Below are 25,810 nucleotides of genomic sequence, written 5' to 3' on the forward strand. Positions count from 1 at the left end.
CATTTGGAGCCATATTACCCCGAAAACAGTAACGGCTCAACAAATTGAAATTATTTCTTACAGCAAACTAAAGATTCATACTATAATACAAATAAGCTCCTGTATATGCACTTTCTGTATTATTCTCTTTTCTGTTATATAATTTAAATCCAACGCTTTCATAGTTCTTAGGAGCAACTAAATTGCTATTCGTACACACTATTATTCTTTGAAGACCATCGTATTCTTTAATTCTCCGAACAGCCTCTGTTAACTGCATGTGTCCATAGCCTTTTCCTTTAAACTTTTCTCTAATCCCATTATGACCTATCTCAACATATTCTGGCCTGTGTCGAGGATCCCATGTAACAAAACCAATGGGAAAATCTTCTATACAAGTTACTAATCCGTATTTATCTGCTATATCTGGATTGTCATAGAAAAAATTATCTGACTCCTGCCAGTTCTCATCCCATATTATCTTATTTCTCGGATCATAAGAATACGCATCGCGTAAAATATCATACATAGTTCCTCTTGGAAATTCGGTGAATTTCCTAAAACAAACCATATTACTCACTTTATTTTCCTCTAGAAATTCCTGTTTTCAGTCCGACAGACTGTGCTTTGAAACCGTAATTTCTTGGTTTTCAGAGAACCAGTTATATGCGGCTTCGCAAAATTCATCACAGCGTAAATAATAGCTATTGTGTACATCGTTTATTTCTATCAACTTTTTTTTACAGTTTAAAGATGAAAAATAACTGTCAAAATACTCTTTGGAAAAATACCGATCATGCAGCGTCTTAAATACCAGTGTTGGAATAGTGATGCTATTTTGAATGGGACTATCAGGAGAAATAAGGCATTCAAAGACAGCATTCATTACTTTCGTACTGCTCTTAAATATGTACGGATTTCGTTTTATCAGCATCTCATAAAATCCATTGTCCTGCTCACAGTTATATCCACTATATTTGGGCGGCTTTATGGTTAGATGAAAATTAGGCAGTCGGCTAAAGAGCCAACTCATCATTTTCACAGCAAAATATGGGTATCCCATACCAGCAGTATTTTTATAATCCACGCAGGCAAATTGGGCGAAACTTTTTATTCTGTCAGTGGAACAGATGTAACATTGTGCGAACATACCGCCGATACCCGTATCCCCAAATAAATGGATGTTCGAAGAATAATGTTCTTCTATATAATCAACGAGCTTATCTAAATCATTCACAATTGAATGAACGGAAAACTTCTTTTCGTCTCCGCCGCTTTTTCCCGTTCCTGAAAAGTCAAACGCGAATATATTGACCCCATACTTCGTCAACGGAGCATATGCGGACTGTACATCCAATGTCGTACAGATAGGAGTATGTGTTACAATAATATTCATCGCTGATTTTCCGGTAACATAGCAATTACAAAACAGGTTGGTATCACCGTTAGGAATTTGAATATGATTCCACTCCATGTATTTCCTCCATTTCCATAATTCTTAAAGTATCAATAACTTCCCATTTCCCGTTCAGCTATATTCTTGACAAACCATGATTTGTCTACTTCTTTTTGTTCTTTTTACTTTAAGCGATAACCCCTAAGACAGCCCTAACGGCATTAGGAATTGCCTCCCCACTGCATCCTAAAAGCCATTCTTCATCTCCAAATACATCCGATATAATATAAATCGCTGATGCGGCACATTCACGATACTTTGCTATTGTAAATAGCCCTACACCTTCCATTTCTACACATAACGCTGCTTTATTTCTATATGATAGCACCTGTCCTACGGTTTCATGATATCCAGCATCAGTAGTCCACGTTTTTCCACAAGACACCATTATCTGATGCACTTTCATTGTTTTTACTAACTCAGCCGAAAGTTCAGAAGAAGATTCGATAAAATTATAATCAAATCCATATAATCGAGCCACAGCAGTATCATTATATGCCCCTTCTGTTATTACAATATCTCCGGGATTCATATTTTTTTGTAATCCGCCCGCATACCCTACATGAATCAACTCTTTTACTCCATAAGCAATCAAGTCCTCTGCTTGAGTCGCAATAGCAGGTGAACACATCATTGATTTTATAAATCCAACCATTGGATTATCCTTTAACACCCATAGCATTCCTCCAATTGGAAACCTATACTCTCCACAATCAAGGCTAACCATATAATCAAATATATCATCAGCCAAAAGGTATACTCTGTTAGGTACGCATATTTCATCAATATTAATGCCTTTATTTTTCAAATCAATTGCTAAAAGCTTACGTGGATCTGTTAAAACTTTATCCATCATATCTCATTTCTCCTATAAAGGCCGATTTCCAGCACAATCCAACTTCAAATTTTGTGATTCAACAGATGTCCCAAAGACAACTCAATCTGCCTTGTAAACCTTAATTTTGTATTCTCCGATAAAATCCTTACACTCTGCCACTAAAGTGTATTTCCCCGAACTATCCAGGGTATAAAAAGTTTCCAGTGCCTTTGCCTCATCCAGCGTATATACTGCATTTCCAGCCGAATCATACAAGACCATATTTAATTCTCCATTTACAATATTGGATCTAAATGAAAACTTTATTCTTTCTCCTGCTTCTCCTGAAAATGAAATATCAGAAGCTGTAGTAATTTGTTCTGTATAGCTGTTCTTCATATTACCTAAAACAGTTGGACGGGTTAGCAGGTAAATACCTATTACTGCAGCTGCTATAACGATAATCCATATTATTATAGTTTTCTTTTTCATCTCAATACCCTTTCAGCTTCTAATTTTTCTTTCCGATAAACTGTAAGCTAATTATCTGCCTTTTCTGTAACTTCCGTCACGGTTAACTGCAGCTGATACTCATTTTCCTCGCCATTCAAATCAGTAGTTTTTAACTCAAAGAAAAGATTATTCTGCAATTCATCGGTTCCTATCTTTGTCATAATATCCCCGGATATCTTTCCTGTATCACCGGAAATATTTACAGTTCCACCTGTCATATCCTCTACAACAAAAGACATCAAAATCTTTTTTTCATTGCCGGACATGACATAGAAGGTTTTGGTATACGCAGCAATATCTGATAATTTATCCTGCTTTTCTTTCAAATCGCCGCCATAAAATGTTTCCTCCGTGGAATTCAAAACAATGACTCCATTCGAGATTGCGAACTGTTCATCTTCTCCGCTGAAAGAATAGACAGATAAGTGATGCTCCTGATTAGCTGATGAGTTACTGCAGCCTATAAACATAGTGCAGCAGGCCAGAGCTGACAAAAGGATAACTACTATTTTTTTCAAATTAACACCTTTCCGTATGACTTCTTTTCAATTCTTAATATCATTGAAATCTTGTACAATTTCCATTATTACTATCTCGTTTCCATCCAAATCGTTTAATCGAACTTCATAAGTTCCCCAATCATATCTAACGGCTTCAGACAGAGCCACCCCTTTTTTCTTCAGAGATTCCATCGTTAATTCGAGATTATCTGTTTGAAAAACAAAGGATTGATATCCCGTCGGCTGCGCATCAAATACTTTACAATCCCATATACAAAGAGTGGGGGCATTTTCTATAAAGCCAAAATAAACCCCGTTTGAATCGTCTGCATCTGTCTTAATAACGGGTATTTCTAATACCTCTCTATAAAAATCTATAAGCTCTTTCGCGTGTTCCGAAAAAACATTTGTACAATAAAATCCTGTTATCATCCTCTCCCCCATCCAATTAAGTGTTGTCATTGTCTTTCACTATATCTGAGTCTCATTTGTCCGCTCTGCAGAATACAGGAAAAAATCCATATCTATATACCTGAAATTCTTAGTATCCTTATCAATAATCTTCATACCGTTTCGAACAGCAACCTTTTGAGAAGCTGTATTTGTATCCCTGACAATAGAATAAACGGTATTAGCATTAAGAACTTTGAAAGCGTATTCTTTACAGGCAATTGCCGCTTCTGCTGCATAGCCTTTGTGCCAATACGCTTTTTGAAACAAATATCCTATTTCCAATATTTCTTTATCTCTCCAGCCTTGTAATGTCAGCCCACATTGACCAATCATTTCATGTGTTTCTTTTAAGACAACTGCCCAAAGTCCAAAACCGTACTCTGCATATCTTTTAAAATGTCTGTTAAGCCAATTCTGTGCTTCTTCTAAGTTGAATGCACTTCCATAAGCGGTGCGCATGACTTCCTCATCACATAATATTTTGCACAAAGCATCAAAATCGGACTGCACCATTTCTCTAATGATAAGGCGTTCCGTTTCTATAAGCTTATTCCTGTTTTCTGAAAATTTCACTGTCATTGTATTTTCTTTCCTCAAATTATTCATATATCCAGCTGATCTCCCGGCAAAACTCCACCGCTCTGACAGGTCGAAACATCCCGCCTTTATTGCTTAAACATCACCGGATATTAAAGTTATCAAACACCAATTTCCATCATCTATGTATTACTTTATTAACTTTTAAAAGACAAAAAGAAAACAGCATCATTATAATATATACTGCAATCCCTATAAGAACTGCATAAGGAAATGTCAATACATCAGGCTCTGCAAATCCATACACAAATTTACCCGTAAACTGGCAGCGAATATAATCAAACAGCAGATAAACAAGCATAAGTACCGGCGTTATAAAATTAGCCGCTGATACGATACGCCTCTCAGCATCATTGCAAAACAGCAGATAGCACCCAACGAAAGCAATGGGATTAATGACATGCAAAAAGAAAAATGCTCCCTTAAAATTAAAATGAAAGAATCCGGTCAGGCTTCCAAGACATATAAAAAACACGGTTAAAATGCACACGCAGACTGCCCGATACAAATTGGAAGATAAATTCTTTTTCCTGCATATACTTAAGATTCCGTCTATCGTCAAAAGTACTCCGCCGAGCATATTGGATACACAAGTGAGTTCTACCAAATACTCCGGTATTGGCAGATACCCAACAAGGAGTGTTACAATCATCATTAAACCGATTACCAGCTGAACAATACCTTTATACATTTTGCTTATCTCCCTTACAAATGCTCTGCGTGCTCTATTTTATCCAATTCATCTTCGCCGCCATAATACAAGGGAACAGCCACTTATTTACATTATCTGTAAATATTTTTCCCGAAATCATAGGCTTCTCTAAGGTGGTCTGTTTTGGCGATCTGCGGTTTCCCATTCGTATCTCCGCAGCCTCCGGCAAGCAGCATCCCTTTATCACGGAAACCAATATAATTGATTATTGTAAATTTGTAATATGATACTGCCTGTTCATATGTCCAGAAAAAATCATCTGCTGATGTCATAAGCAAAGCGGCATCTTTTACCGGATACCTTTCATATCGCCCAAACGGCGGACTCGGATCTTCCTCAGCAATACAATAAAATCTCTCGATGAATGCCTTGATTTTGGAGGATAACGTCCAAAATAATAACGGCGATGCAAAAACAATCAAATCTGCTGCCTTAATCTTAGGAACCAGCTCATTGAAATTATCCTTTTGCACACAGGGTTTCCCATAACGGCAAGCGTTGCACCCAATGCAGCCTTTCACCTCATTTTTATTTAAAGATATCTTTTCAACTGTATGGCCGGCCTCCTTAGCGCCCTGAATAAACGAATCCGCTAACTGGCTGGTATTGCCGTTAATGCGGCCGCCGCCTTGTACCACCAATATGTTTTTCATTACAGCCTCCTAGTGTTCCTTTTTATCTGCCGTCAAACAGGGATTCATTCATTTTTCAAAATCATCCCTTTTTATTTATTCAGGAATCGGCTCAAATTCTTTCAAATCATCATCGGTAATTTCCCGAATTACTTTGCAGGGGCTGCCTGCGGCAAAGCACATTGAGGGAATGTCTCTTGTTACAACACTTCCGGCGCCAATTACTGAGCCTTTACCGACAGTCACACCGGCACAGATAACAACATTGCTTCCAATCCATACATCATCCTCAATTACCACCTTTTTGCAGTACATTTCCCCGCGGCTGCGTGCCTTATAGTGCATTGGATGATTTGTGGTGCTCATTGTAACATTAGGCGCAATAAGGACTCTTTCTCCTATGACAATCTCGTAATCATCAACTAAAGTAAGATTGGAGTTAATATAAGTCCCGTTCCCAATCGAAACCGTTTTACCCATCGCAAGTGTAAGCGGAGGCTCAATCCACACATTTTCCCCCAAAAAAGCAAACAAATCCTTTAAAATTCTTTCTCTTTTTTCTGTTTCGTCCGCTCTCGTCCGGTTAAAATCCTGACAAAGCCCCCGGGCATATATCTGTTGATTCATATTTTCACCAGTATCAACCCATAATAAGCCTTCTGCCCTTCGTTCAGCCATTGACAGTGTAACAGCATCTTTCTTCATCTTTTCTTCCTCCATTTTAATTTATCCGGGCTTATGAACCGGAATTTACTTTTCATCTTTTCGTCTTACAAACTCAACAAAGGCAAATATAATAGATATTACGGTTAAAACGGAAACTATTAGTTCTGACATATTTGCTGCATATTCTGTTTGCGCAGGAACTATTATTCCTAAAAGAAGAAAGTAAATGCACCAAAATAATCCTATCACAAGCAGGCTGATAGTACTGTATTTTAATACGGCCGCAAATTTATTTACTAATTTCCGTACAAACTTTATCTGCTTTTGAGATGGCGCTTTCCTGCGAAATATAGATTTCAGACCACCGAATATGACACCAATTATTATCCCTATTGATATGGCAATAAAAATAGAACGTAAGCCATACATACCTATTCTCCTTTTCAAATTATATTTTTTCGCTCTGTTTTTTTAATAGTATAGCATATAGAAATGAACAAAACCATTATTTTAAAACTACTGATATAGGATCACGTCGATGCAGGCAAACACAAGAACCACAGTGATTCCATGCAGATCACTTTTGTCGCTGATAAAACATTCGTCTTTATAAGTATATTACATATCCATTCCCCTTCTTGCCGCTTGCCTGTTCACTCATACTCCATGGGGGACTGTGGCTCTGAGCATATTAACAGAAACTGCCTGAAGAACCGTAACATCACACTGAGAAAACAGATGCATTGCGGTGTCTCGCGCTAGCTTTTCAAATTATATCTTATTTATATGTATAGAAAATACTACTGTGCCTTCAACCGTTTTGATCCAGTCCTAAAAATACAGTCAGGAACCCAGACTCTCTTATCATTCTACGGGGCTGCAGGGAAACAGGCAGCCTCAATCAGGAGCACTATGGGGCGAAAACAGAGCAGAAAACAGCAGGCTTTACTGAACAGGAACAAGGAGATTTTGGCCTTGAAATAAGTAAGAAAAAACTATCCTGTGATAATCGAAAGCTTAAAAGCCTGAATTTCACGGGATAAGCTCATTATTTTGGGTAATGTAAAGAATTATGTGTCTTAGAAAAGAAATGGTTCCTTTTCGGTAAGATTCATATCGAAAAGGAGTATTTTTATGCTAGTAGCAACGGAACTAATTTGATAGAATATAATAGAAAACAAGATAGATAATATTAATGATGTTTATCCCCTCCTACGGAATAGCTATAAGGATATCTTGGCGGGACTTATGAAAGCTGTAATGGATGTGACTCATGATTATAAAAAATCCGAAAAAGGACCTGGAAACCTTTAATAAAAGAAATAGTTATTAAATCAAGGGGGATTATAATGATTTCTTACAAGCCATTATGGGAACTGATGGATGCGAAGGATATGACTACTTATACTCTTAGAAACATGGGAAAAGAATATTGCTTGAGCGGATCAACTATTGCTCGGCTGCAGGCAGCGGAATCAGTTTCTACCAACACTCTTGATGCTCTTTGTCATATTCTGGACTGTCAGTTGACAGATATTGTTATCTTTATACCGGATAATATATAACATGTCTTATTATCAATTTTATTTAATTATCTTACCTTTTTTATCATGATATATAGTTTTGAAGGCCACGCAGGATCTTAAACAGCTTCTCATCCTCTTCCAGAATGGGCTTCGATTTCCCGGTGAGCTTCACCACCGCATACTCATCGTTCGTCACCGCCAGGTATTCATTCAGCATCAGGTAATTCATCACCTGCCGCAGCTTATACGTCGGCACCTTTATCAGTTCCGTATAATGAGGATTCTCATTTATCCGGTACTGTCTGATTTTCGCCGTATTCGCCCCGTGCACGGTATCTATTATCACGTTCGTCCCATACCTCTGCCTGCAGGCCAGCACACATCTGATCAAAGCCCGTGCAATCTCCGTCACATCAACTTTCTCAAACTGACTCAGGCAGTTCGCGCAGTTTTTATAGTAATTCGATCTATACTCCCCAAAATACCGGAGGATATAATCCCACAGGCATTTATTGGTAAAGCAGTAGAAGGTCATCTTCCGCAGTCTGTCCCGGTCCCTCTCCGTCACCAGATCCCTGATAAGCGGATCCATTTCCTGATTATCCTGGTTATTGTCAATAAAGAACTGGTTCGTAACCACATTCTGTCCGACGTACAGCTAAATACACTCCGCAGGTTCCCCACCTCTCCTGGCCGTGCGGAGTTGTATCAAGTCAGTGACAAATATATTAAAGATATTCATCACAAATATGTGTTATATACATCTATATCTGAATCTCCCTATTTTCTTGAGTTGGGCTGGCGCACTGAAGGATTAGTGCGTCATTCCTTTGCAAGATAAGTAGGTTAATCATCCGTGAAACTGTTTATATTCAAAATCGGACGTAAGCGCCCAATATCGCATCTCCTATTAATCCCTATCCTTCTTTCACAATTCGCATATGCATTAACAAGCAGAATTAAGTTATTTTCCGTTTGTTGGATTATCGGTTTCTATAATTCCGGAATAGAGTTTTTTTTGTAATAAGAATATCTACATGCATCTGTAGATATCAATATAAAAAACTGTGTTATTATGTAATTGACTTCCAGTTTTCCTTCCTTGTAATAAAGTGTTTATATTGCCCCATCTAAAAGGGATATCGATATCAACTATGAAATCAATTCAACTATTCTCTTAAGTTTATTTATAAATCCTTTGGGTATTGTTTTTATAATGTCTTTTGGATCATTATCTGAAATTTCATTTATTAATTTTTCACCCATTACAGTAAAATAAAAGAAAACCACCAATATAGCCAAGGCAACAATACGGAAACCCTTTTTCATCTATAATTCCTTTCATAATATTAATATTTTGATATATTTTAAATAATAAGAACTTTATCCCATTCGATATTTCCATCGCTTAATTTACCTAATAGTACAGAAAGATTGCCTAACTCACCCGAGAGAAAATCTGGTTTGTCTCCATCAATACTGTTAAAAAAATAATTTTGTTCATAGTTAATATATCCAATTACATCTTTTTCTATTTTATTTACTGATACTTTTATATATTCATGTAATAATTCCTCAACCTAATCTTTTCCCATATCTTTTAATTATAAACCTTCAGGGAGTATATTTTCTTGGACATTGAAAAGTCCTAAAAATGCTCAATGATGCTAAAAAACTCATCATACAGGCATTTATACATCCTAATGGGGGTGTCCCCAATTCCAGGGAAAACGGGATGAACAACACCAAACAATACAAAAATGAATAAACCATCTGGTACTTCTTGATAAAAAGTAAGCGTCAAATCGGCTCTTACGGTAATTCATCACCTACCGCAGCTTATACGTGGGCGCCTTTGCCAGTTTCGCATAATAAGGATTCTCATCATCCGGTACCATCTGATTTTCGCCGTATTCGCCCCGTGTTTTGATCTTATTAATAAAAGGTAAGTATATACAGTTACCGCCTTTCAGGTTCAGATAAAGTATACTAATGGTTATCCAGCCATTTCCCCTAACCGACAACACGAACTACCTTCATTGTAAGTTATTTTTTTCTAGAATCAGCATAAATTTTAATCGAAATATAAAATGATAAAACTAACAAAACAATTTGACCAAATAGAAACATCAAAAAACCGATACCTTGCTGAAAATAAAGCAGATTAAAATTCAATTTAAAGACATGAATTATACCCATAAATATATAAGGAATTAATAACATTACAAACAAAGAATATTTTCCAAACTCAACACCAAATTTATATATTAATGGTATTTGTATTGCATTATAGGTAATAGCAAAAAGCAAAGATGCAAGCAAAGCAAGCTTAAAGTCATACAAACTGGATAAACCAGCCAGAAAGCAAAATAAAAAGGTAATCCCCATAATTACAAAAGCAATTACCATCAAAATAAGAACTAAAATATACTTTGCTTTAACGATTTGTTTTGGTGAAAATGGTAATGCAATAGTATATTCATCCCACTTTGACGCAGCATCATAAGTGAAAGAAGTAGATACTAATATTGAAGCCAAATAAGATATAACCAGGCTAATTGATATTAATGTATATTGTGGAAATTGTGAAATTGGAATGACTACTACTAACAATATAATTAATTGTATAGGATTCATTCTTTTTACCATGATAATTAAATCCTTTTTTATTAATCCTAACATTCATTTTCTCCTGTCGATTTTCCTTTTACAAAATATAACAATAGTTTTTCTACACTTACATCTTTAATATCAGAAATATGGCTATATAATTTTTTATTAATAAGTACTTTCCTAAGTTCTCCTTCTTCAATATATGAAATAAATCCCACTTGTTTATAATTAAAATCTTTGGAAGAAAGAATAACTTCCCCATAATTATCCGGAATTTCATCTTTGTTCAATGTAGCAATTATTTCCCCTTTATGAATAAAAGTAATAATATCTGCTATTTTCTCTATATCGCTTGTAATATGTGATGAAAATAAAATAGAACTATTTGTATCTTGAACATATTTTTTATATGTTAATAAAATATCATCTCTTACAATAGGATCTAAACCTGATGTTGGTTCATCAAGAATCAACAATTTGGGATGTACTGATAATGCAATAGCAATATTCAGCTTTGCCTTCATTCCTTTTGAATACGAGTTGATAGGTTTATTTTGAGGAATTTTTAAATCCTGAATTAAAGTTAAAAAACTTTTTGAATCCCAACTTTTAAAAATAGACTTCATAATAAAAGTTATATTTTTTATATTTAAACAATCATCGAAATAGCACTGGTCTAAACAAACTCCTATCTGTTTTTTAATCTCTGCTTCAAACTGTACATTATCTTTACCAAAAATATTTATAACACCTTGCTCTCTTTTAAGTCCATTTAGCAATAATTTTACTATGGTAGTTTTACCGGCTCCATTTTCACCAACAATTCCCATAATTTTTCCATACGGCAAATTTATATTTATATTTCTCAACATGAAATCCGGATACTTTTTTGATAAATTTTTAACCTCTAAAATATCTTTCATTGTTCCTCCCATATATTAAGTAGTAGGCCATATTTATTCATTTTTCACATTGATAAATCTACCAACTATACTTTTGGATATATTATTTTCATACCATTTACAAACTTCTTTTCTGCGAGAATTTTCATAAAAAGTTCTAATAAAGCAACGGGAACAAAAAAATTTTTTATCACATTCAGTACATTCAATACTAGATTCAGTAGGAAATTTTAGATAATATAAATTTCTTATAAATTCTTTATTACAATCATACACATCCCTGATATTTTCTTTAAATACATTACCTAGATTTTTCAGGAAATGATTATCCATTGCACATAATTTTATATCTCCATTAGGTGAAATAACAACATTTGTTGTGATACAACCACAATTATTTCTTAAACTTTCTGGTTGCATTGCTTTGAACAAAGATGGATATTTTTCATTCATTTCATTTATAATTTCTACATATCTTTTAATATCTGATTCATTGTCTAAAAGTAGATCTTCATTATCTTCTGCTCTTCCAATATTTGTTACAATTGATGGGATAAAACTGCTGATACCTAGTTCATTTATTTTGGCAACAATCTGAGGAATTTCTTCAACATTTCTTTTAGTTATCATAGTCGCTATTCTCATTTTAACCCCATTATTATTTAAAAACTGAATATTGCTTAATACTTTGTCTATATAACCATTTTGATTAGTAAACCATTCTAAATACTCCTCATTCAGACTGTGTAAATCAATTTGTAAAAAAACTCTATTTTTATTTTTAACAATTATATCCAAAAATTCTTTATTCATAATAATTCCATTTGTTAATAACACTACTGCACTAAACTTAAGTGAAAAAGCCTTTTTTAGAACTTCATTAAGATAAGGATAAATTGAAATATCTCCCCCAGTTAACTCTATATTTTTTACACCAATTTCCTCAAGTTGATCCAATAATTTTAAAACATTCTTGCAGTCCATTTCATCCCCAACCCCATAATCTCCATAACAATGCAAACATCTAAGATTACACTTGTGAGTTAATTCCAATGAAGCAGTAATGGGATAAATATTATCTGTAGTTATTACATTTACAGGCTTATATGTAGGAAAATCCAAAAGTTCTGTTTCTATTTCATATTTCTGTTCCAATTCATTTAAATAATTAATTATCTTTTTTTTAGTATCACTAAAATTGCTTTTGTATTTTTTTGTTTGAATATTGGTTATTTCCTCAATTGTTTTAGTTCCGTCTAACAATGTTATAATTTCGAAACCTACTAAATTAATATTATATTGCCTACTAACCTTTTTATACTCAGAAGTTGTGTCGTTAGTTATAAAAACAGATAAAATTTTTAAATCTTCAGGATAATTTATGATCTGCTTAATTTCGATTTCAGATTTCATGGAAATATATTTTCCTGGCATATTAATCTCCATTCTGCACGCCTTTAAGCGCGACTTAAATGTAATAGAACTCAAATGCTCAAAGTAATTAATAAATTGTTGAAATCATGTTTGAAGTAATCCTCTGTTTAATTCCACTTTACAAATGCAGTGGGCTTGCCTTTGTGATTGGAGAGTAAATAGGCTAAGGATAAGCGCTCTACGCCAAGTATGAAAAGTAGTTTCAGGTATCACAGTGCTCTCCCCCCAATATAACATTCATCATTTGTTTGTCGGCTTAAAATATTTAGCAATAATTATAACAAATAAAGTTAGAAAATGAACTAAATAAAAGTACTGTTTTTATGATGTTTGCGGTTATAGTGATAATAGCTACTATAACCGCAAACTTAGACTAAGATTAGCTACCAACAGCAATATTTGCCACTAATCCAACAGCCCCAGCTGCTACTGCAGGTGACGGGCCACAAGCAAGGCATGTCATACATGTAAAGCATGTCAAACATGTATTATCCTTAGGTGTTATAGTAGGTGTATCCATAGCGCTCCTCCTTTCTTTATTTATTAGACATTTGTAGTAACGTCAAAATCCACTATAAGTGGTATTTTGTTAATGTAATACATCTCCTTTTGTCTTTAAAAAATAAATATCCTTCATATTCATTAATATTGGTCTTTAATATATACGGAAATGATTTTACAGCCAAAAAACTACAGTTAACATACAAACTAAACCAATTTATCTCCTACGTGCTAAAGTTAAAAATTATAGAGAATACCTATATTAACAAGAGAGGAGTGTGAGTATATGTATCGTATAGCCATATGCAGTAGTGATGAACCTTGCTTAGATAAATTAAATAAACTAATAACCTTATATCAAACATGTCGTAAGCAGATACTAATAGTAAAGAATTATAGGACATCTGCACAATTGCTTAACTCACTCAACTTTAACTTTGATATATTTTTGTTAGATAATAATATATCCTATAAAGAAAAAAATAAATTAACACAGTTAATTTTAACTGAAAATCCAAAAGCATATATTATAACATTGATATCACCTAATGATAACTTCTTTTCAATTTATCAAAATAACATTTTAGGATATTTGGCAAAACCTTTAACAAGTGCATCCTTTTTTGTTGAATTTGACCGTGCTCTTAAGTATATCCCCAAATATCAAGATTATTTGCTGGTTAAAAACAACTTTAATATTTACAGAATATATATTAATGATATTTTTTACATTGAAACAAGTAACAGAAAGGTAGTGGTACATACAATTGATAACTCTCTTTCTTTTTATGAAAAAATGCAGGTTTTGGAGTACAAGTTGAATAAGTATTTCTTTTTCCGATGTCATAATTGTTATATAATAAACTTGGAATTTCTCGAAAAAATTATATCTTTAGATGCCTATTTGGTGACAGGAATACGAATTCCTATAAGTAAAAATAGGAGAAAAAGTCTTATTGAAAAAATAAGCACTTATGAAAATTTAAATTAAAATTTTTTAAAAAGGACGGAACTTTTTAACAGTTCCGCTCTTTTTTATTTTCTATACTCATTCTTCCGGTGTTATCCATGCGCCTCCAAAGAGACAATCTACAGTACAATGAAGCCGATAGTCACCACACCCATCATAAACATTAACCTCTTCTGCCTCAAGTTCCTCATATTTTAACATTTCCTGTTCCATACCACTACCATCCTTTCTCAAAATTCAGTAGTCAAAAGCGGTGAAATTGTAGGACAATCAACCATACAGCCATGAGGTACACCGCAATTGCCAAATACATTTACTTCCTCTGCACTAAGTTCATCTTCAGTTACTTCATTTTCCTTTTTTTCAAAATCTGTCATAGCAATACACCTCCTACAATATATTTATTGATGTTATTAATATAGTTTAAATTATTACGTTAATCAATAAAGTATGTCTCGATTAACCTCTGGTTATCCTCTCTGGCCTTCATCTAAATGATTTACTAAAATACCAAGTAAACAATGTAAATCCCTCTTTTTACATAACTTATTTAAAATGTCTGGTAAAACTGATATAATTTATTAAAATCATAATTTCGCAAATAGAAAGGGGTAATTATGTGCACATTAAAAATCACTAACATTAAAAAGTATTATGGTACAGAAGCTAATCTGGTTAAAGCAGTCGATAATATTTCCCTGAATGTAAGGAGTAAGGAATTTGTAACTATATGCGGAACCTCTGGCAGCGGAAAATCCACCCTGCTTCACTTAATGGGAGGGCTCGACATCCCCACTTCGGGCAGTGTCAGTCTCTGTAACAAAGAATTAACCCTACTAAGCAAGGAAGAACGCACCGTCTTCAGGAGAAAAAATATCGGCATGATTTTCCAATACTATAATTTAATCCCCATGCTTACCGTTCGGGAGAATATAACTCTTCCGGTAGAACTTGATAATAAGGAAGTAGATGAAGATTACTTTTGTGAAATCATTAATATGCTGTCAATAAAGGAGAAGCTGAAAGCCATCCCCTCTCAGCTTTCAGGCGGCCAACAGCAGCGGGTTGCCATTGCACGGGCATTGTTGGCAAAGCCGGCAATCCTCCTTGCCGATGAACCCACTGGAAACCTGGACAGCAAAAGCAGTGCGAATGTTATTGATTTGCTGCTAAAAAGCCGGAAAGTTTTTGGCCAGACTATTATAATGATCACACATAATGAACAAATCGCCCGACTTGCCGACCGAACTCTTTATATTGAGGATGGAAAGATAATTAGAGAGGAGACAAACCGGAATGATAACCTTTAAAAAAAGTAAGCTCATACGCAATATCTCTGTATCCATCATGAAATATGAGTGGAAGCGGAATCTGATTCTGATATTTGCGGTACTTTCTACGTCCGCCCTTCTCTCCGCTATGGTACTGAACGCTTTTTTTTATAACAACTTTCTTGAACGTTCCATGAAGTCAAAATACCAGGCCGGTATCACTTCGCTCAATGATGAAACCTTTCAAATGCTTGAAAACAGCGGCGATATTGAATCAATGGGAAAAATATATATCTTTCCTCAAATTAATAATGAATCTTATTCCCTGGATATTTCTTATTTAGATGAAAATGCATTATCTTTAAATAACGGGAAGCTCCTTGCCGGCCATCTGCCTGAATCCTACGCTGAAATAGCGGTTTCCGGTTCATTACTAAAAAGGCTGGAGCTTTCTGAATCCCTGGGACAGACAATAACTTTAGATTTGGGGTCTGGCCCCCGTGAATATCAATTATCTGGGATTTTAGACACTCCGATCCGGGATAGAATTGATACTGTCGTCGTATCAAGAGAATTTGCAAATCGGATGGTATCTTCCGATTTACATTACTCCGCCTATCTCCGCTTTGCCCATACGGAGCAAAAAACTGAAAATGAACTCAAAGAATTTATAAGCAGTTTCATGGAAAAATGCGGAATTGAGGAAGGAAAATACTTCTTCAGTTCATCTTACTTTATTTCCACTTCCCAGACTTTGTCTGAAAAGCTAGCCGCAGCGCTGGCTGCCGGTACCATAGTTCTTATTGCATGTTCCTTATTGCTTTACAGCCTGTTCTATACCACGATTATTGCAAAAATACATGAATACGGCAGTTTTTTATTGGCAGGTGCAAGTGAAAAACAGCTCTATCAAATCATACGCATGGAAGGCCGCATCCTATCCGTATTATCCATTCCTCCCGGACTTTTATTTGGTACCGCTGCCGCATATCTTATGATCCCTGAAGGATGGAATTTTTCAACGGTACTTTTATGTGATTCACTGATTGCGCTGCTCCTTTTGGCAGTTATCAGATTATGCATACGCAGGCCCGCCAGGATCGCTTCCTCCCTGCCGGTAATTGAGACTACTAAATTAACCAGTATGGATTCTACTAAAGCAGGGGAATTTCATAAACGGAAAAAATGCTACCGGATGTCCCCCTTTTCCCTGGCCCATTTAAATTTCAGCAGAAACCGGAAAAAAACACTGCTTACACTATTTGCCCTATGCTTTACGGGTATCCTGCTCATTTCTTCCGCCACACTCCTCGCCTCTTTTAATATAGAGAAAGCTGCCAGACTTGCTTTTCCCAACAGTGAAATAACCCTTATTTTGAATCCGGACAGTCAGGGAGATATGTCTTCTTCAGAGGACTCCATACAGATAAACAATCCTTTTAATGATTCTTTAATAGATTCCATATCCTCGATTTCAGGAGTTACGAATGTATATGCCCGGCAAGGCATTTTTGCTCAAGTTGCATGGCCGGATCAGGAGCCAGTAGATTATCTCATGCATTGCGTAGGCTTGGATGATTTGCAGAGTACAAAACTACAATCCTACTTGACAGAGGGTACCATTGATTATCAGACATTGGTTGAAGAAAGAGGAATTATTATAAACAATCCAAATGAAAATTTGGAAAGATGGGAATCGTATCATCCGCAAATAGGAGATAAAATCCGTTTTACAAAAACAGACAGCACCGTTCTTTCGCTTACAGTTCTTGGAATTACTGCTGCTTCCCACCAGGGTGTCGCTATAGACTTTATCTACATACCCATTGATATTCTGACCGAAATAAATCCGAACGTAAGTAATTTCAATACCTATATTTATATCAAAACCAATGGTAATGATTTGGCCGGGATTGAAGAAAAGGTCTACCAGCTTACGGCCGGCATCCCTATGGAATTCTGGTCCTTTAAGGACGCTTTACGCACACAGGAAACTGGTATTTCTTCCATTAGGCAGGTGGTTTATTTCATTACAGCTTTTATTGGCCTGTTCGGTCTCATTAACCTGATAAACACACTGGTTACCGGCTATATCAGCAGGAAAAGGGAAGTATCCCTGCTGCAGGCAGTAGGGTTAACGGATAAACAATTTATGCAGATAAATGTTATCGAGTGTTTATTTTATTCCCTCACTATTATTCTTGTCACTTTGACGGTTGGTACAGGAACCGGTACCCTACTATGTCATATGGTGAACGGTATGGATGAAATTCCACTCTTTGTCTATCAGTTCCCTTTTCAGCCTGTATTGGTATATTTCCTTCTGATACTTATGACACAATTTATTTATCTTCTTTGTATTAGACGATTCAATAACAAAATGACCCTGGGTGAAAAGATTCAACTTCCTGAATAAAAAAATAAAGCTGCCAGCTATTTATTTAACTGGCAGCTTTTATAACTATCCAAAACTGAAATATAATTAGAAATATTCTCTTCATGGGATTTGTTTTTATCGTATATAAATAATGAGTATTTTATAATCGCTTTTTGAAGATCACATTCATCTTTTTGCTGTCCGGTTGCCGGGCAGCCACCGCCACAAAAATACCTATATTCACATTCTCTGCATTTTTCTTTACATTCTACACAAAACGAATCTTGTATATCTGAATCGCAAAGTTTCCTCCGTAACGTTCTGCTGACCATCTGAGGTGAATCTTCCCTAATATTTCCTAACCGAAATTTATTAATACCCTCAACACTTTGGCACATATAAATCTCTCCGTCCGGAAATACTGCCATTACCCGGCCATATGCGCCACATGAACTTTCCACTCGGACTCTGGGTAAAATCGCATCAGCAACTTTACTGTGTGCGTACTTTTTACGCAATATATATCGTGCTATTTCAATGTATACATTTAACTTTTCTATATCATTCATAGTTCCGGAACCATCCTCAGCTCCACCTATTGGTGCAACAAAATTAAGAATAAAATAAGTATCATATTTTACCGCCAAATCAATAGCCCGAAACAAATAATTTTCTTCTCCTTTATGGAAAACATAGCTTAAAGCTACTTTGAAACCATATTTATTACAAATTTCAATATTATCAATCAGCTTTTCTGTGCCAGACAAAGTTTTTAACATATGCCTTGTGCTGAAATCAATCTCATCAACATTTCCCCTAATTCTATGTAATGTATCCAAGCTGAATAGAACACCATTACTTTGTAAAATAATGCATCCGCTATATGAATTCCTTAAGATACTGCAAATTTCAGACAAATCCTTTCTTAAAAGAGGTTCCCCCCCAGTTATTACAAGTTTTCGTGGCTTAAACTCTGCTAAATACGGGATTATCTTTTCGCTAAAACTACCAGTGGATAATTCCCCCTCTGGGTCAACTTTATCTTTTGCATTTATGGCACAAAATTCACAATGCAAATTACATAGTCTGGTTAAAATCAGATAAAATGTATTTAGATTATTTTGCCTGCTTTGATGATTATTTTTTTGTTCAAGCTGACTTTTCCAGACGGCAAATATTTTTCGATAAACCGCTTCTACCTGTAAATTATCTGCCATCTTTCTTGACACTTCCAGGCAAATCTTGTTATGTGGATCAATCAAAGCAACTTTGTTCTGATACTGTATACGAATAAATTCAGGCAGTCTTTCTTTTTCCATTTAGCTTCCTTTTGTAATAGATTTACGAAACGCACTCAATTGTTTTTCGGTAAAATTGTTTTTAATCAATTCAAAAAAAATCTTTGCAATAAAACATTCCATCTCGACAGGCTCACTTCTGTCACCATTTATCACATAATTATTCATCAGACAACTCCTGATTTTACAATGTTTTAAATATTCACACACCTCACATTTTTCAGGCATTCTTTCCTCCAAATAAACAATTTGACGGATATTTGTCACTTGCAATCCACTCCATACATTTCCTATTTTAAATTCAGGAATCCCTAAGCATGTAAAAATATTCCCATCACTGGTTATATATGAACTACACATTCCTGCTCTACATGGGTAATAAATAACATTCTTGATATAAGATGTCAGATAATTTACAAATGGGTTCCAAAAAAAATATGGATCCTTGGGTAAAATTGAATCCCTCATAAAAATAAATATTTCCTTTAACTCTTTTGCAATAGTGAGTTTTTCTTCCTCTGTCCAAGCGCAATAATTATCTATAGCCGTTTCGATTCTCTTAAATCCAAGCGAGTAAATATGTTTAAAACTATCCAACAATTCAGCATATGTATTTTGAGTGACAACATTTACAATGGATACAAATTTTCCGGTTTTTTCTTCAAATGCCTTAAGCATGTCCATTTTCTCAAAAACAGCAGAATAACTGCCTTTTCCATAATAATCAATACGATTTTTATTATGTACTGACTCTCTCCCATCCAAACTTACCTTCAGTTCAAATTTATATAGAATAAGATAATCCATTACTTCTTTTGTTATTAATGTTCCGTTGGTAGTCGTACTGAATAAAGCTATTAAATCATTTTTTTTACATAATTCAATTGTATACTCCGTTAATTTTTTTATCAATTCAAACGCAAGTAAGGGTTCTCCTCCTATGTAATATATGCAGAAAGTTTTATCGTATTGCTTTTTAGCCTCATGAACCGCTAACTCTATAGCTTTTATTCCTATCTCAGATGACATAAACTCATTTGTTTTTTCTCCTAAATAACAATATTTACAATCCAAATTGCAGCTATTAACTATTTCCAGCGTCAAAGTATACACTTAATAAACCTCCATCAATAGATCATTTGATTTATAACAACATTTTTATCTCTATAAAGATCTGCTTTTTCATATAATCCTAATAATGGATATCGCAAAACAATTTCTTTTTCCTGCAATTTTACAGCCATATTGATTATCAATTCTTTGTAATTCACCATAAATTCGTAATGAATACAATCAATAAATAATATATCATAATCCGCATATATTAAAAACTCTTGATACTTTTCATCTATAATATTGGTGAATTCATCAACATATATTTCGTTTATAACCTCTCTAATAAATTGTTTCTGCAGTTTTTCCTCTTTTCTGTCAGAGAGAACTAAACATCTGAATTTTTTTAGTACTGTATAGTCAAAATTCTTAATTGCCGTTAGCCATATATCCTCAGACAATTCTCCTTTTATTAAAAAGCAACTTACTATTCCACTTATTTTAGCGCACACATAACTATTTCCCCATACTAATTTAGGCAGTTCTAAGTGATATATAGAAACATATCGATGAGAAGCGTAAATATTCTGACTCATTCTCTGCAAATAGTATTCTGAATTGTCCAATAGCAATCCATTGACTCCGAGCGTACATTCAAAAGAGGCCGGATATGTTACCTTCCCATTATTAGAATATGCACTAATTATATAAATACCTGCTTCTTTCGCCTTATTACACACATTCTCTAACTCTGAATAATATTTATCTTCTATTCCCAAACTTAAATTAATTATATCTACATTTTTATTTATCAGAGCCTGTATTCCATCTATCAGGCTATTAACAGAGCATTTTAAGTTACTGCCAACTACTGGATATAATATAATACTACAATAAGGATTTTCTTTAAAAATTATCGAACATACAAGTTCTGCATGTGTAAAAAAACTTTTTCCATACAGATTATTTATTTGCCGTTTTCCAATGATTGATATATCTTTATCAGCAAAAAAGGAATGTTGAAAATATCCATCTGTATCTAAAACACCAACCTTTATTTTTTTCATATTTACCTATTCCGGGCTAAACCATATTTATTAATTCAGAAATTCATATATCTCCTTACCAGTATTACTAAAATGCAATCCCCAATCAATAATGGCTTGAATATAAGGTCCGAAGTACATTTTCTGTTGTATTATGTCTTGCTGCCTTATGTGGTTAATTACTTTCATTACATTCTCATAATAAATTTTTTCACTAAAACAAGTGGTATCTGATGGGATATTAACAGCACCGGTTTTAGCATAATTCATATATCCGCATTTCATACCTGTACAGAAATCTTTTATTAAGCAATCACTGCATTTAGTATTTTTATTATTGAAAAGTGATACTGCCAACTCTTTCCCTTTATAATGCTCCATATTTATCTCTATATTACCTATTTCACAATTTGGATTATTCGTAACAAACCCGCAAGGAAATATTTTCCCATCAGGCATGATTTTAAAATTTGAAGTTCCTCCATCACACATAATGAATCTATTTCCAAAATCGCATAAAACATTGAAAATCTTACCATCTACCTGATCCAAGATTAATTTATTGCCATTATCATATTGTTTAATATAGAAGTCTGTTATTTGTGAAACTTGATCTTCAAAAATCCTTTTCAATTCTTTAGTAAAATTCATATTTATATCAAGAATCATACATATGCTGTTTAATTTATTTTTGCTTAAAAAAATTATATTCTTTAACATATACTTTATTGTGTTATTAGTAATCGTCAAACGAACTGAATATTTTATTCCACTATCTCTTACCAATAAAATATTTTGATATATCTCTTCATATAGGGTATGTCCATTTTTAGGTATACGGTTTATATCATGGCAGTCTTTGCAACCGTCAAAACTCATTCTCGCAGTAAAATTATTTTTCTTCATAAAATCAATGAAATCACGATCAATAAGACTACCATTCGTAGTGATAAAGTATCTGACTTCTTTTGCTTTACTATAACTATTCAGGTACTCTACTGCCTTACAAATTAAGTCTTTCTTTAGCAGAGGCTCTCCACCCATAAAACAAATCCTTAATATTTCGGAGCAATCTTCTTCTAAAATATATTGCAAAATATTCATTAATTTTTCTTCAGACAATTCAAGTTTATGTCTATAGTCTTCATAACAATATGTACACATAAAATTGCACTCAGTAGTAAGATAAATTGTATACATTTTTTCCCCCTAAATATATTTTAATTATTGTACCAATTTATTGAGGGTAAATACATATGTATTGTCTTGTTGGCATTTCTAATCGCTTAACTTACTTTTTACAAAAAAATATTTATTCTTCTAACCCAAAAAGAGATACTAACACCGCACAATAAAAAGACGAGAGAATATCCCTCGTCTCTTTTGAAACATTTCAGTTTATATATTCCATTCTCTAGATCTCGCTAAGAATTATCAATGGTACAAGTCAAAAAATTATCTGTATCATTTACACTGTAATATCCTATGCAAATAAATTTTACTTAACAACAAAATATAGTTAAAAATACTGTTGATGCCGTTATATCTGGTTCATATACATTTTCACTACTTCTAAGAAAGTGCACTTCTTTTTCCAAATCGCCAGCTCTGTCAATTACATTGTTTCTATTCATTTCATTCTGCAATCTTTTGTTATAAAATTCCTTATCACTCATATCCATTTTCTCCTTCCTTTATTTTTCTTATACCATTTTCTTTCTTAGCCTTATTTATATAAAGCGACATTTACTCTAAAAAAATCATTTTTATATTCATATACAATCTTACCTTCATATTTTTCTAAGGCATAGTTAATACTCTGTAATCCTATACCATGCTCTCCAATATTTTTTTTAGATGTAATTAACCTTCCATTATTTCCTATCATTAACTCACTGCAACTATTTTCCATGTATAGCATAATTCCAAATGATCTGTTTTCTATCCTAACATCAATTTTTCTTTTACCTTCCACCTTTTTACATGCTTCTATTGCGTTATCCAAAAGATTCGCTAAAATGCTGCACCAGTCCCTATCATTAATAAAAGAATCTGATATATCATCAGATATTATTTTTATTCGTATATTATGCTCTATTGCCCTATTAATTTTCTCTTCAATCAATGTATCAACTACAATATTTCCTGTGTCAATTTTTTTGTTTATATCCAGACAAGACTTTCGTATATCTGATATATATGCTAATGCCCGATCTGCCCCATCTCTTTTCAATATTCCTTCAAGAACAATAAAATGATTTTCGATATCATGGATAAGAATATTTCTTTCATTGTAAAAAATAAGAGCTTTTTTATTTTTTTCTTCCAGCATCATTGCTTTTTCTTCCAAAAACAATCTATCATTTTTCCCTTTCAAATATATAAACATTATAATAATTGAAAAAGTTAAACACATATAAATAAATAAAAAAATAAGAAAACTTCTAACAGTGATACTCTCTTCTTTTCTTGTAAAAATAATATCGCATTGAATTAGACTTATATATTCAATAATAGGTATTATGCAAAATAATTTCCACTTTTGATTATATATATCTATCATTTTATTTCGGTTCCGATAAATTATAAATAAGATAATAAGTACTAGTCCTCTGCTTATTAAATATATCACTATTCTTCTTATATCAACTGTATACAATAACCAAGTATAACTTTGGTCATCAAAAATATAATCATATAAAATAACAAAAAACAAATCTAAAACATAAATGCTTTCATAAAAGATACTTAAAAACAGAAAAACGTCTCTCCACTTAACACGAAATCTATAAATACATAATAAAAAAGATACACCTATCTCAAATAAAACATATAATCTGGAATACATTACAAAATGCCGTTGCAAAACCAATAAACCAATACTCACGCCGACAAATATATACCATAATACTAACATGCCCGGATACATTTTTCTTTTTTCATTCCATTTACCACCAAGAAAAAAAGGGATGCATATTTCACAAGAACATATTAATCCTTGAATCAATTCCATCATATTCTCATTCCCCTTTTATCTGTGCCGAATTCATGCAAGTAGTATATGTTCATACGTTCTCTTATTTCATGTATCCGTTCCCTACTAGCCAGTTTTTTTTCACCATTGCTTAATTCTATCTCTCTGGAACTTATTTTCTTTATATGGGACAAATTAATAATATAGCCCCTTTCAACAAAAACAAACTCATCATCACTTAATTTCTCTGCTACTTTCCTCAACGATATTCGCTCTTGTGTTTCACCGTCTTTTAATACAAATTTTGCATTTTGGCCCTCTTTATAAATATAAATAATGTCATCATATGATATTTTTTCAATACGCGAATTAGTCTGAATAACATATATACTTTCTCTGTATTCTTCTAAGTTCAGCAATAATCTATCCATAACGTCAGGAAGTTCTTCCCTAATATCTTCTTTTGAAATAAAATCAAAGGCTTTTACTTTATATCCGACCCGTATAAATTCTTTATGCGATGTTAAAAACACTACTCTTACAAGTTTATCATTTTCTCTAATTTTATAAGCCAATTCTATTCCATTCATCTGTGGCATTTCTATATCAAGAAAACAAATATCAAATTTCTTTTTTTCTGTAAAGTCGAGATATAGCAATTCCGGGTTCTGATAAAATTCTACCTTACAATAAATTTTCTTACTTACAATATAACTGTGTATCAATTTATTTATTAGTTCAAGAAACTCTTTATTATCATCCACAAATGCAATATTTATCATTTTAACTTACCTTCCTTCTGTAAGCTATTATGTTGAAAAAAACAGTATCCCAAAGGCCCGGATTAACAATAAAGCGTTTTTTATATCGTCATCATGCTACTGTCCATGAATACTTTAGACTGAATTATATTATATACTTCCAGTAAAAAAACAAATTATTCTGTCCGTCAATTGCTTGTTTTTGGCCGTCAATGCTTGATTTAAGCACAAAAATTTAGCTTCTTTCCTCTTAACAGGCTTATTTGTAAATGCTCCATAATCCATGGGCTGACTTGTGACTGATTTTATACGATGCAGATCTCATCAAATCTACTTTAAAACTCCAGAATGACGATATTAGAACGTTCCTCTATCCAGAAATGCAACTGTACAGAAATCTGCTGACCGGCCATGCAGAACCGACTTTTTCTGCTCTACTATCCCTTAGAAAAGGGGCTAACCAGCGGGGGAGACGGGTGCCGCTATCTCTGCTTCGCTTTCAACGAGGCAGAGATGACCATAGATCGAGATCCGCATTCCCTGAACCGGAACTGAAGGATATCTTCTTGAAACCATACAAACGTGAAAAAAAGAAAACAGAAAGAAGACAGGAAGAGAGCAAAGATGTTCCGGTGACTGTGGTTGCCCATACCCTGTCGGAAGAAGAACTGCTCCCCGTCAGACACCTCGCCGGACAGGGGCAGAAATCCTGCATACGTTCCCTGCACAATTCCTGCCCCAAAGATTAAAAACACTGTT

At 33.9% G+C, this 25,810-nt stretch carries 29 protein-coding genes and 1 pseudogene; 5 read left to right on the forward strand and 25 right to left on the reverse strand.

The window, feature by feature from the left end; genetic code table 11:
• Window positions 1-67 precede the first annotated feature (67 nt).
• From BLA28_RS10890 to BLA28_RS10940, 11 genes are all read right to left on the reverse strand, one after another.
• Window positions 68-508, reverse strand: coding sequence for a GNAT family N-acetyltransferase (locus tag BLA28_RS10890; protein WP_081365609.1), 441 nt, complete (start codon window positions 506-508; stop codon window positions 68-70).
• A 78-nt stretch (window positions 509-586) separates the two neighbouring features.
• Window positions 587-1,453 carry an alpha/beta fold hydrolase gene (locus tag BLA28_RS10895; RefSeq protein ID WP_071699136.1) on the reverse strand — a complete coding sequence of 289 codons (867 nt, stop codon included), beginning with the start codon at window positions 1,451-1,453 and terminating at the stop codon, window positions 587-589.
• Window positions 1,454-1,562: 109 nt separating this feature from the next.
• Window positions 1,563-2,291 (reverse strand): phosphorylase family protein, encoded by a 729-nt coding sequence (locus BLA28_RS10900; RefSeq protein WP_242955438.1) that lies wholly within the window; start codon window positions 2,289-2,291, stop codon window positions 1,563-1,565.
• Window positions 2,292-2,372: 81 nt separating this feature from the next.
• Window positions 2,373-2,744 (reverse strand): hypothetical protein, encoded by a 372-nt coding sequence (locus BLA28_RS10905; RefSeq protein WP_071699137.1) that lies wholly within the window; start codon window positions 2,742-2,744, stop codon window positions 2,373-2,375.
• A 47-nt stretch (window positions 2,745-2,791) separates the two neighbouring features.
• Window positions 2,792-3,283: a hypothetical protein gene (locus BLA28_RS10910; RefSeq protein ID WP_071699138.1), complete on the reverse strand. Its 492-nt coding sequence runs from the start codon at window positions 3,281-3,283 to the stop codon at window positions 2,792-2,794.
• A gap of 27 nt (window positions 3,284-3,310) precedes the next feature.
• A complete protein-coding gene (locus tag BLA28_RS10915; protein WP_071699203.1) occupies window positions 3,311-3,697 on the reverse strand; it encodes a VOC family protein in 387 nt (128 codons plus the stop codon).
• A 39-nt stretch (window positions 3,698-3,736) separates the two neighbouring features.
• Window positions 3,737-4,324 (reverse strand): GNAT family N-acetyltransferase, encoded by a 588-nt coding sequence (locus tag BLA28_RS10920; protein WP_242955440.1) that lies wholly within the window; start codon window positions 4,322-4,324, stop codon window positions 3,737-3,739.
• A gap of 109 nt (window positions 4,325-4,433) precedes the next feature.
• The gene (locus BLA28_RS10925; protein ID WP_044966727.1) at window positions 4,434-5,006 is read right to left on the reverse strand and encodes a hypothetical protein; all 573 of its coding nucleotides are present in this window, start codon (window positions 5,004-5,006) and stop codon (window positions 4,434-4,436) included.
• A 92-nt stretch (window positions 5,007-5,098) separates the two neighbouring features.
• The gene (locus tag BLA28_RS10930; protein ID WP_071699139.1) at window positions 5,099-5,680 is read right to left on the reverse strand and encodes a flavodoxin family protein; all 582 of its coding nucleotides are present in this window, start codon (window positions 5,678-5,680) and stop codon (window positions 5,099-5,101) included.
• Window positions 5,681-5,755: 75 nt separating this feature from the next.
• A complete protein-coding gene (locus BLA28_RS10935; protein ID WP_081365610.1) occupies window positions 5,756-6,364 on the reverse strand; it encodes a sugar O-acetyltransferase in 609 nt (202 codons plus the stop codon).
• Between the two features lie 45 nt (window positions 6,365-6,409).
• The gene (locus BLA28_RS10940; RefSeq protein ID WP_071699141.1) at window positions 6,410-6,754 is read right to left on the reverse strand and encodes a transporter; all 345 of its coding nucleotides are present in this window, start codon (window positions 6,752-6,754) and stop codon (window positions 6,410-6,412) included.
• Window positions 6,755-7,674: 920 nt separating this feature from the next.
• Here BLA28_RS10940 and BLA28_RS10945 point away from each other — a divergent pair.
• Entirely contained in the window at window positions 7,675-7,890 is a 216-nt protein-coding gene (locus BLA28_RS10945) for a helix-turn-helix domain-containing protein (RefSeq protein WP_071699142.1), read from the forward strand.
• Window positions 7,891-7,972: 82 nt separating this feature from the next.
• Here BLA28_RS10945 and BLA28_RS10950 read toward each other — a convergent pair.
• The 5 genes and pseudogenes from BLA28_RS10950 to BLA28_RS10970 all read right to left on the reverse strand — a co-directional run.
• Window positions 7,973-8,545, reverse strand: a pseudogene (locus tag BLA28_RS10950) (RQC domain-containing protein); the annotation flags it as partial.
• 458 nt (window positions 8,546-9,003) lie between these two features.
• Entirely contained in the window at window positions 9,004-9,180 is a 177-nt protein-coding gene (locus tag BLA28_RS33720; RefSeq protein ID WP_169897233.1) for a hypothetical protein, read from the reverse strand.
• A 717-nt stretch (window positions 9,181-9,897) separates the two neighbouring features.
• Window positions 9,898-10,533, reverse strand: coding sequence for an ABC-2 transporter permease (locus BLA28_RS10960; protein WP_071699145.1), 636 nt, complete (start codon window positions 10,531-10,533; stop codon window positions 9,898-9,900).
• The gene (locus tag BLA28_RS10965) at window positions 10,527-11,387 is read right to left on the reverse strand and encodes an ABC transporter ATP-binding protein (RefSeq protein ID WP_071699146.1); all 861 of its coding nucleotides are present in this window, start codon (window positions 11,385-11,387) and stop codon (window positions 10,527-10,529) included. The genes BLA28_RS10960 and BLA28_RS10965 overlap by 7 nt, the downstream gene beginning before the upstream one ends.
• Before the next feature lie 33 nt (window positions 11,388-11,420).
• Window positions 11,421-12,812, reverse strand: a complete 1,392-nt coding sequence (locus tag BLA28_RS10970; RefSeq protein ID WP_081365612.1) for a radical SAM protein — start codon at window positions 12,810-12,812, stop codon at window positions 11,421-11,423.
• A 775-nt stretch (window positions 12,813-13,587) separates the two neighbouring features.
• Between BLA28_RS10970 and BLA28_RS10975 the strand changes: the two genes are divergently transcribed.
• Window positions 13,588-14,292: a LytR/AlgR family response regulator transcription factor gene (locus tag BLA28_RS10975; RefSeq protein WP_071699147.1), complete on the forward strand. Its 705-nt coding sequence runs from the start codon at window positions 13,588-13,590 to the stop codon at window positions 14,290-14,292.
• 57 nt (window positions 14,293-14,349) lie between these two features.
• Here the strand turns inward: BLA28_RS10975 and BLA28_RS34410 are convergent, their stop codons facing one another.
• Window positions 14,350-14,484, reverse strand: a complete 135-nt coding sequence (locus BLA28_RS34410; RefSeq protein ID WP_278336437.1) for a hypothetical protein — start codon at window positions 14,482-14,484, stop codon at window positions 14,350-14,352.
• Between the two features lie 17 nt (window positions 14,485-14,501).
• The gene (locus BLA28_RS33725; RefSeq protein WP_169897234.1) at window positions 14,502-14,648 is read right to left on the reverse strand and encodes a hypothetical protein; all 147 of its coding nucleotides are present in this window, start codon (window positions 14,646-14,648) and stop codon (window positions 14,502-14,504) included.
• 240 nt (window positions 14,649-14,888) lie between these two features.
• On the opposite strand from BLA28_RS33725, the gene BLA28_RS10980 reads away from it, so the two are divergent.
• Window positions 14,889-15,581: an ABC transporter ATP-binding protein gene (locus BLA28_RS10980; protein ID WP_071699148.1), complete on the forward strand. Its 693-nt coding sequence runs from the start codon at window positions 14,889-14,891 to the stop codon at window positions 15,579-15,581.
• Window positions 15,568-17,958 carry an FtsX-like permease family protein gene (locus BLA28_RS10985; RefSeq protein WP_071699149.1) on the forward strand — a complete coding sequence of 797 codons (2,391 nt, stop codon included), beginning with the start codon at window positions 15,568-15,570 and terminating at the stop codon, window positions 17,956-17,958. Before BLA28_RS10980 ends, BLA28_RS10985 begins: the two co-directional genes overlap by 14 nt.
• 17 nt (window positions 17,959-17,975) lie before the next feature.
• Here BLA28_RS10985 and BLA28_RS10990 read toward each other — a convergent pair whose 3' ends face one another.
• The 7 genes from BLA28_RS10990 to BLA28_RS11020 all read right to left on the reverse strand — a co-directional run bounded on the left by BLA28_RS10990 (window position 17,976) and on the right by BLA28_RS11020 (window position 25,072).
• Window positions 17,976-19,238, reverse strand: a complete 1,263-nt coding sequence (locus tag BLA28_RS10990) for a radical SAM/SPASM domain-containing protein (protein WP_071699150.1) — start codon at window positions 19,236-19,238, stop codon at window positions 17,976-17,978.
• Complete coding sequence (locus BLA28_RS10995; RefSeq protein WP_071699151.1) at window positions 19,239-20,330, reverse strand: radical SAM/SPASM domain-containing protein; 1,092 nt, start codon at window positions 20,328-20,330, stop codon at window positions 19,239-19,241. It abuts the gene before it with no gap.
• Between the two features lie 14 nt (window positions 20,331-20,344).
• Window positions 20,345-21,337: a S8 family serine peptidase gene (locus BLA28_RS11000; protein WP_071699152.1), complete on the reverse strand. Its 993-nt coding sequence runs from the start codon at window positions 21,335-21,337 to the stop codon at window positions 20,345-20,347.
• A gap of 30 nt (window positions 21,338-21,367) precedes the next feature.
• The gene (locus BLA28_RS11005) at window positions 21,368-22,516 is read right to left on the reverse strand and encodes a radical SAM/SPASM domain-containing protein (protein WP_071699153.1); all 1,149 of its coding nucleotides are present in this window, start codon (window positions 22,514-22,516) and stop codon (window positions 21,368-21,370) included.
• A gap of 302 nt (window positions 22,517-22,818) precedes the next feature.
• Window positions 22,819-22,992 carry a hypothetical protein gene (locus BLA28_RS33730; RefSeq protein WP_169897235.1) on the reverse strand — a complete coding sequence of 58 codons (174 nt, stop codon included), beginning with the start codon at window positions 22,990-22,992 and terminating at the stop codon, window positions 22,819-22,821.
• A 50-nt stretch (window positions 22,993-23,042) separates the two neighbouring features.
• Window positions 23,043-24,332 (reverse strand): sensor histidine kinase, encoded by a 1,290-nt coding sequence (locus BLA28_RS11015; RefSeq protein ID WP_071699155.1) that lies wholly within the window; start codon window positions 24,330-24,332, stop codon window positions 23,043-23,045.
• Window positions 24,329-25,072, reverse strand: a complete 744-nt coding sequence (locus BLA28_RS11020; protein ID WP_071699156.1) for a LytR/AlgR family response regulator transcription factor — start codon at window positions 25,070-25,072, stop codon at window positions 24,329-24,331. The genes BLA28_RS11015 and BLA28_RS11020 overlap by 4 nt, the downstream gene beginning before the upstream one ends.
• A 545-nt stretch (window positions 25,073-25,617) precedes the next feature.
• On the opposite strand from BLA28_RS11020, the gene BLA28_RS34150 reads away from it, so the two are divergent.
• On the forward strand, window positions 25,618-25,800 hold the full coding sequence (locus BLA28_RS34150) for a hypothetical protein (protein WP_242955443.1): 183 nt from the start codon (window positions 25,618-25,620) through the stop codon (window positions 25,798-25,800).
• Window positions 25,801-25,810 lie beyond the last annotated feature (10 nt).

Source organism: Eisenbergiella tayi, assembly GCF_001881565.1.
Lineage (GTDB): Bacteria > Bacillota > Clostridia > Lachnospirales > Lachnospiraceae > Eisenbergiella > Eisenbergiella tayi.

Excerpts from the sequence above, each read along its gene's own strand:
- BLA28_RS10890 (WP_081365609.1), bottom strand. The coding sequence starts at position 508 with ATGTATGATATTTTACGCGATGCGTATTCTTATGATCCGAGAAATAAG.
- BLA28_RS10895 (WP_071699136.1), bottom strand. The coding sequence starts at position 1,453 with ATGGAGTGGAATCATATTCAAATTCCTAACGGTGATACCAACCTGTTT.
- BLA28_RS10900 (WP_242955438.1), bottom strand. The coding sequence starts at position 2,291 with ATGATGGATAAAGTTTTAACAGATCCACGTAAGCTTTTAGCAATTGAT.
- BLA28_RS10905 (WP_071699137.1), bottom strand. The coding sequence starts at position 2,744 with ATGAAAAAGAAAACTATAATAATATGGATTATCGTTATAGCAGCTGCA.
- BLA28_RS10915 (WP_071699203.1), bottom strand. The coding sequence starts at position 3,697 with ATGATAACAGGATTTTATTGTACAAATGTTTTTTCGGAACACGCGAAA.
- BLA28_RS10920 (WP_242955440.1), bottom strand. The coding sequence starts at position 4,324 with ATGAATAATTTGAGGAAAGAAAATACAATGACAGTGAAATTTTCAGAA.
- BLA28_RS10925 (WP_044966727.1), bottom strand. The coding sequence starts at position 5,006 with ATGTATAAAGGTATTGTTCAGCTGGTAATCGGTTTAATGATGATTGTA.
- BLA28_RS10930 (WP_071699139.1), bottom strand. The coding sequence starts at position 5,680 with ATGAAAAACATATTGGTGGTACAAGGCGGCGGCCGCATTAACGGCAAT.
- BLA28_RS10935 (WP_081365610.1), bottom strand. The coding sequence starts at position 6,364 with ATGAAGAAAGATGCTGTTACACTGTCAATGGCTGAACGAAGGGCAGAA.
- BLA28_RS10940 (WP_071699141.1), bottom strand. The coding sequence starts at position 6,754 with ATGTATGGCTTACGTTCTATTTTTATTGCCATATCAATAGGGATAATA.
- BLA28_RS10945 (WP_071699142.1), top strand. The coding sequence starts at position 7,675 with ATGATTTCTTACAAGCCATTATGGGAACTGATGGATGCGAAGGATATG.
- BLA28_RS33720 (WP_169897233.1), bottom strand. The coding sequence starts at position 9,180 with ATGAAAAAGGGTTTCCGTATTGTTGCCTTGGCTATATTGGTGGTTTTC.
- BLA28_RS10960 (WP_071699145.1), bottom strand. The coding sequence starts at position 10,533 with ATGTTAGGATTAATAAAAAAGGATTTAATTATCATGGTAAAAAGAATG.
- BLA28_RS10965 (WP_071699146.1), bottom strand. The coding sequence starts at position 11,387 with ATGAAAGATATTTTAGAGGTTAAAAATTTATCAAAAAAGTATCCGGAT.
- BLA28_RS10970 (WP_081365612.1), bottom strand. The coding sequence starts at position 12,812 with ATGGAGATTAATATGCCAGGAAAATATATTTCCATGAAATCTGAAATC.
- BLA28_RS10975 (WP_071699147.1), top strand. The coding sequence starts at position 13,588 with ATGTATCGTATAGCCATATGCAGTAGTGATGAACCTTGCTTAGATAAA.
- BLA28_RS34410 (WP_278336437.1), bottom strand. The coding sequence starts at position 14,484 with ATGGAACAGGAAATGTTAAAATATGAGGAACTTGAGGCAGAAGAGGTT.
- BLA28_RS33725 (WP_169897234.1), bottom strand. The coding sequence starts at position 14,648 with ATGACAGATTTTGAAAAAAAGGAAAATGAAGTAACTGAAGATGAACTT.
- BLA28_RS10980 (WP_071699148.1), top strand. The coding sequence starts at position 14,889 with ATGTGCACATTAAAAATCACTAACATTAAAAAGTATTATGGTACAGAA.
- BLA28_RS10985 (WP_071699149.1), top strand. The coding sequence starts at position 15,568 with ATGATAACCTTTAAAAAAAGTAAGCTCATACGCAATATCTCTGTATCC.
- BLA28_RS10990 (WP_071699150.1), bottom strand. The coding sequence starts at position 19,238 with ATGGAAAAAGAAAGACTGCCTGAATTTATTCGTATACAGTATCAGAAC.
- BLA28_RS11000 (WP_071699152.1), bottom strand. The coding sequence starts at position 21,337 with ATGAAAAAAATAAAGGTTGGTGTTTTAGATACAGATGGATATTTTCAA.
- BLA28_RS11005 (WP_071699153.1), bottom strand. The coding sequence starts at position 22,516 with ATGTATACAATTTATCTTACTACTGAGTGCAATTTTATGTGTACATAT.
- BLA28_RS33730 (WP_169897235.1), bottom strand. The coding sequence starts at position 22,992 with ATGAGTGATAAGGAATTTTATAACAAAAGATTGCAGAATGAAATGAAT.
- BLA28_RS11015 (WP_071699155.1), bottom strand. The coding sequence starts at position 24,332 with ATGATGGAATTGATTCAAGGATTAATATGTTCTTGTGAAATATGCATC.
- BLA28_RS11020 (WP_071699156.1), bottom strand. The coding sequence starts at position 25,072 with ATGATAAATATTGCATTTGTGGATGATAATAAAGAGTTTCTTGAACTA.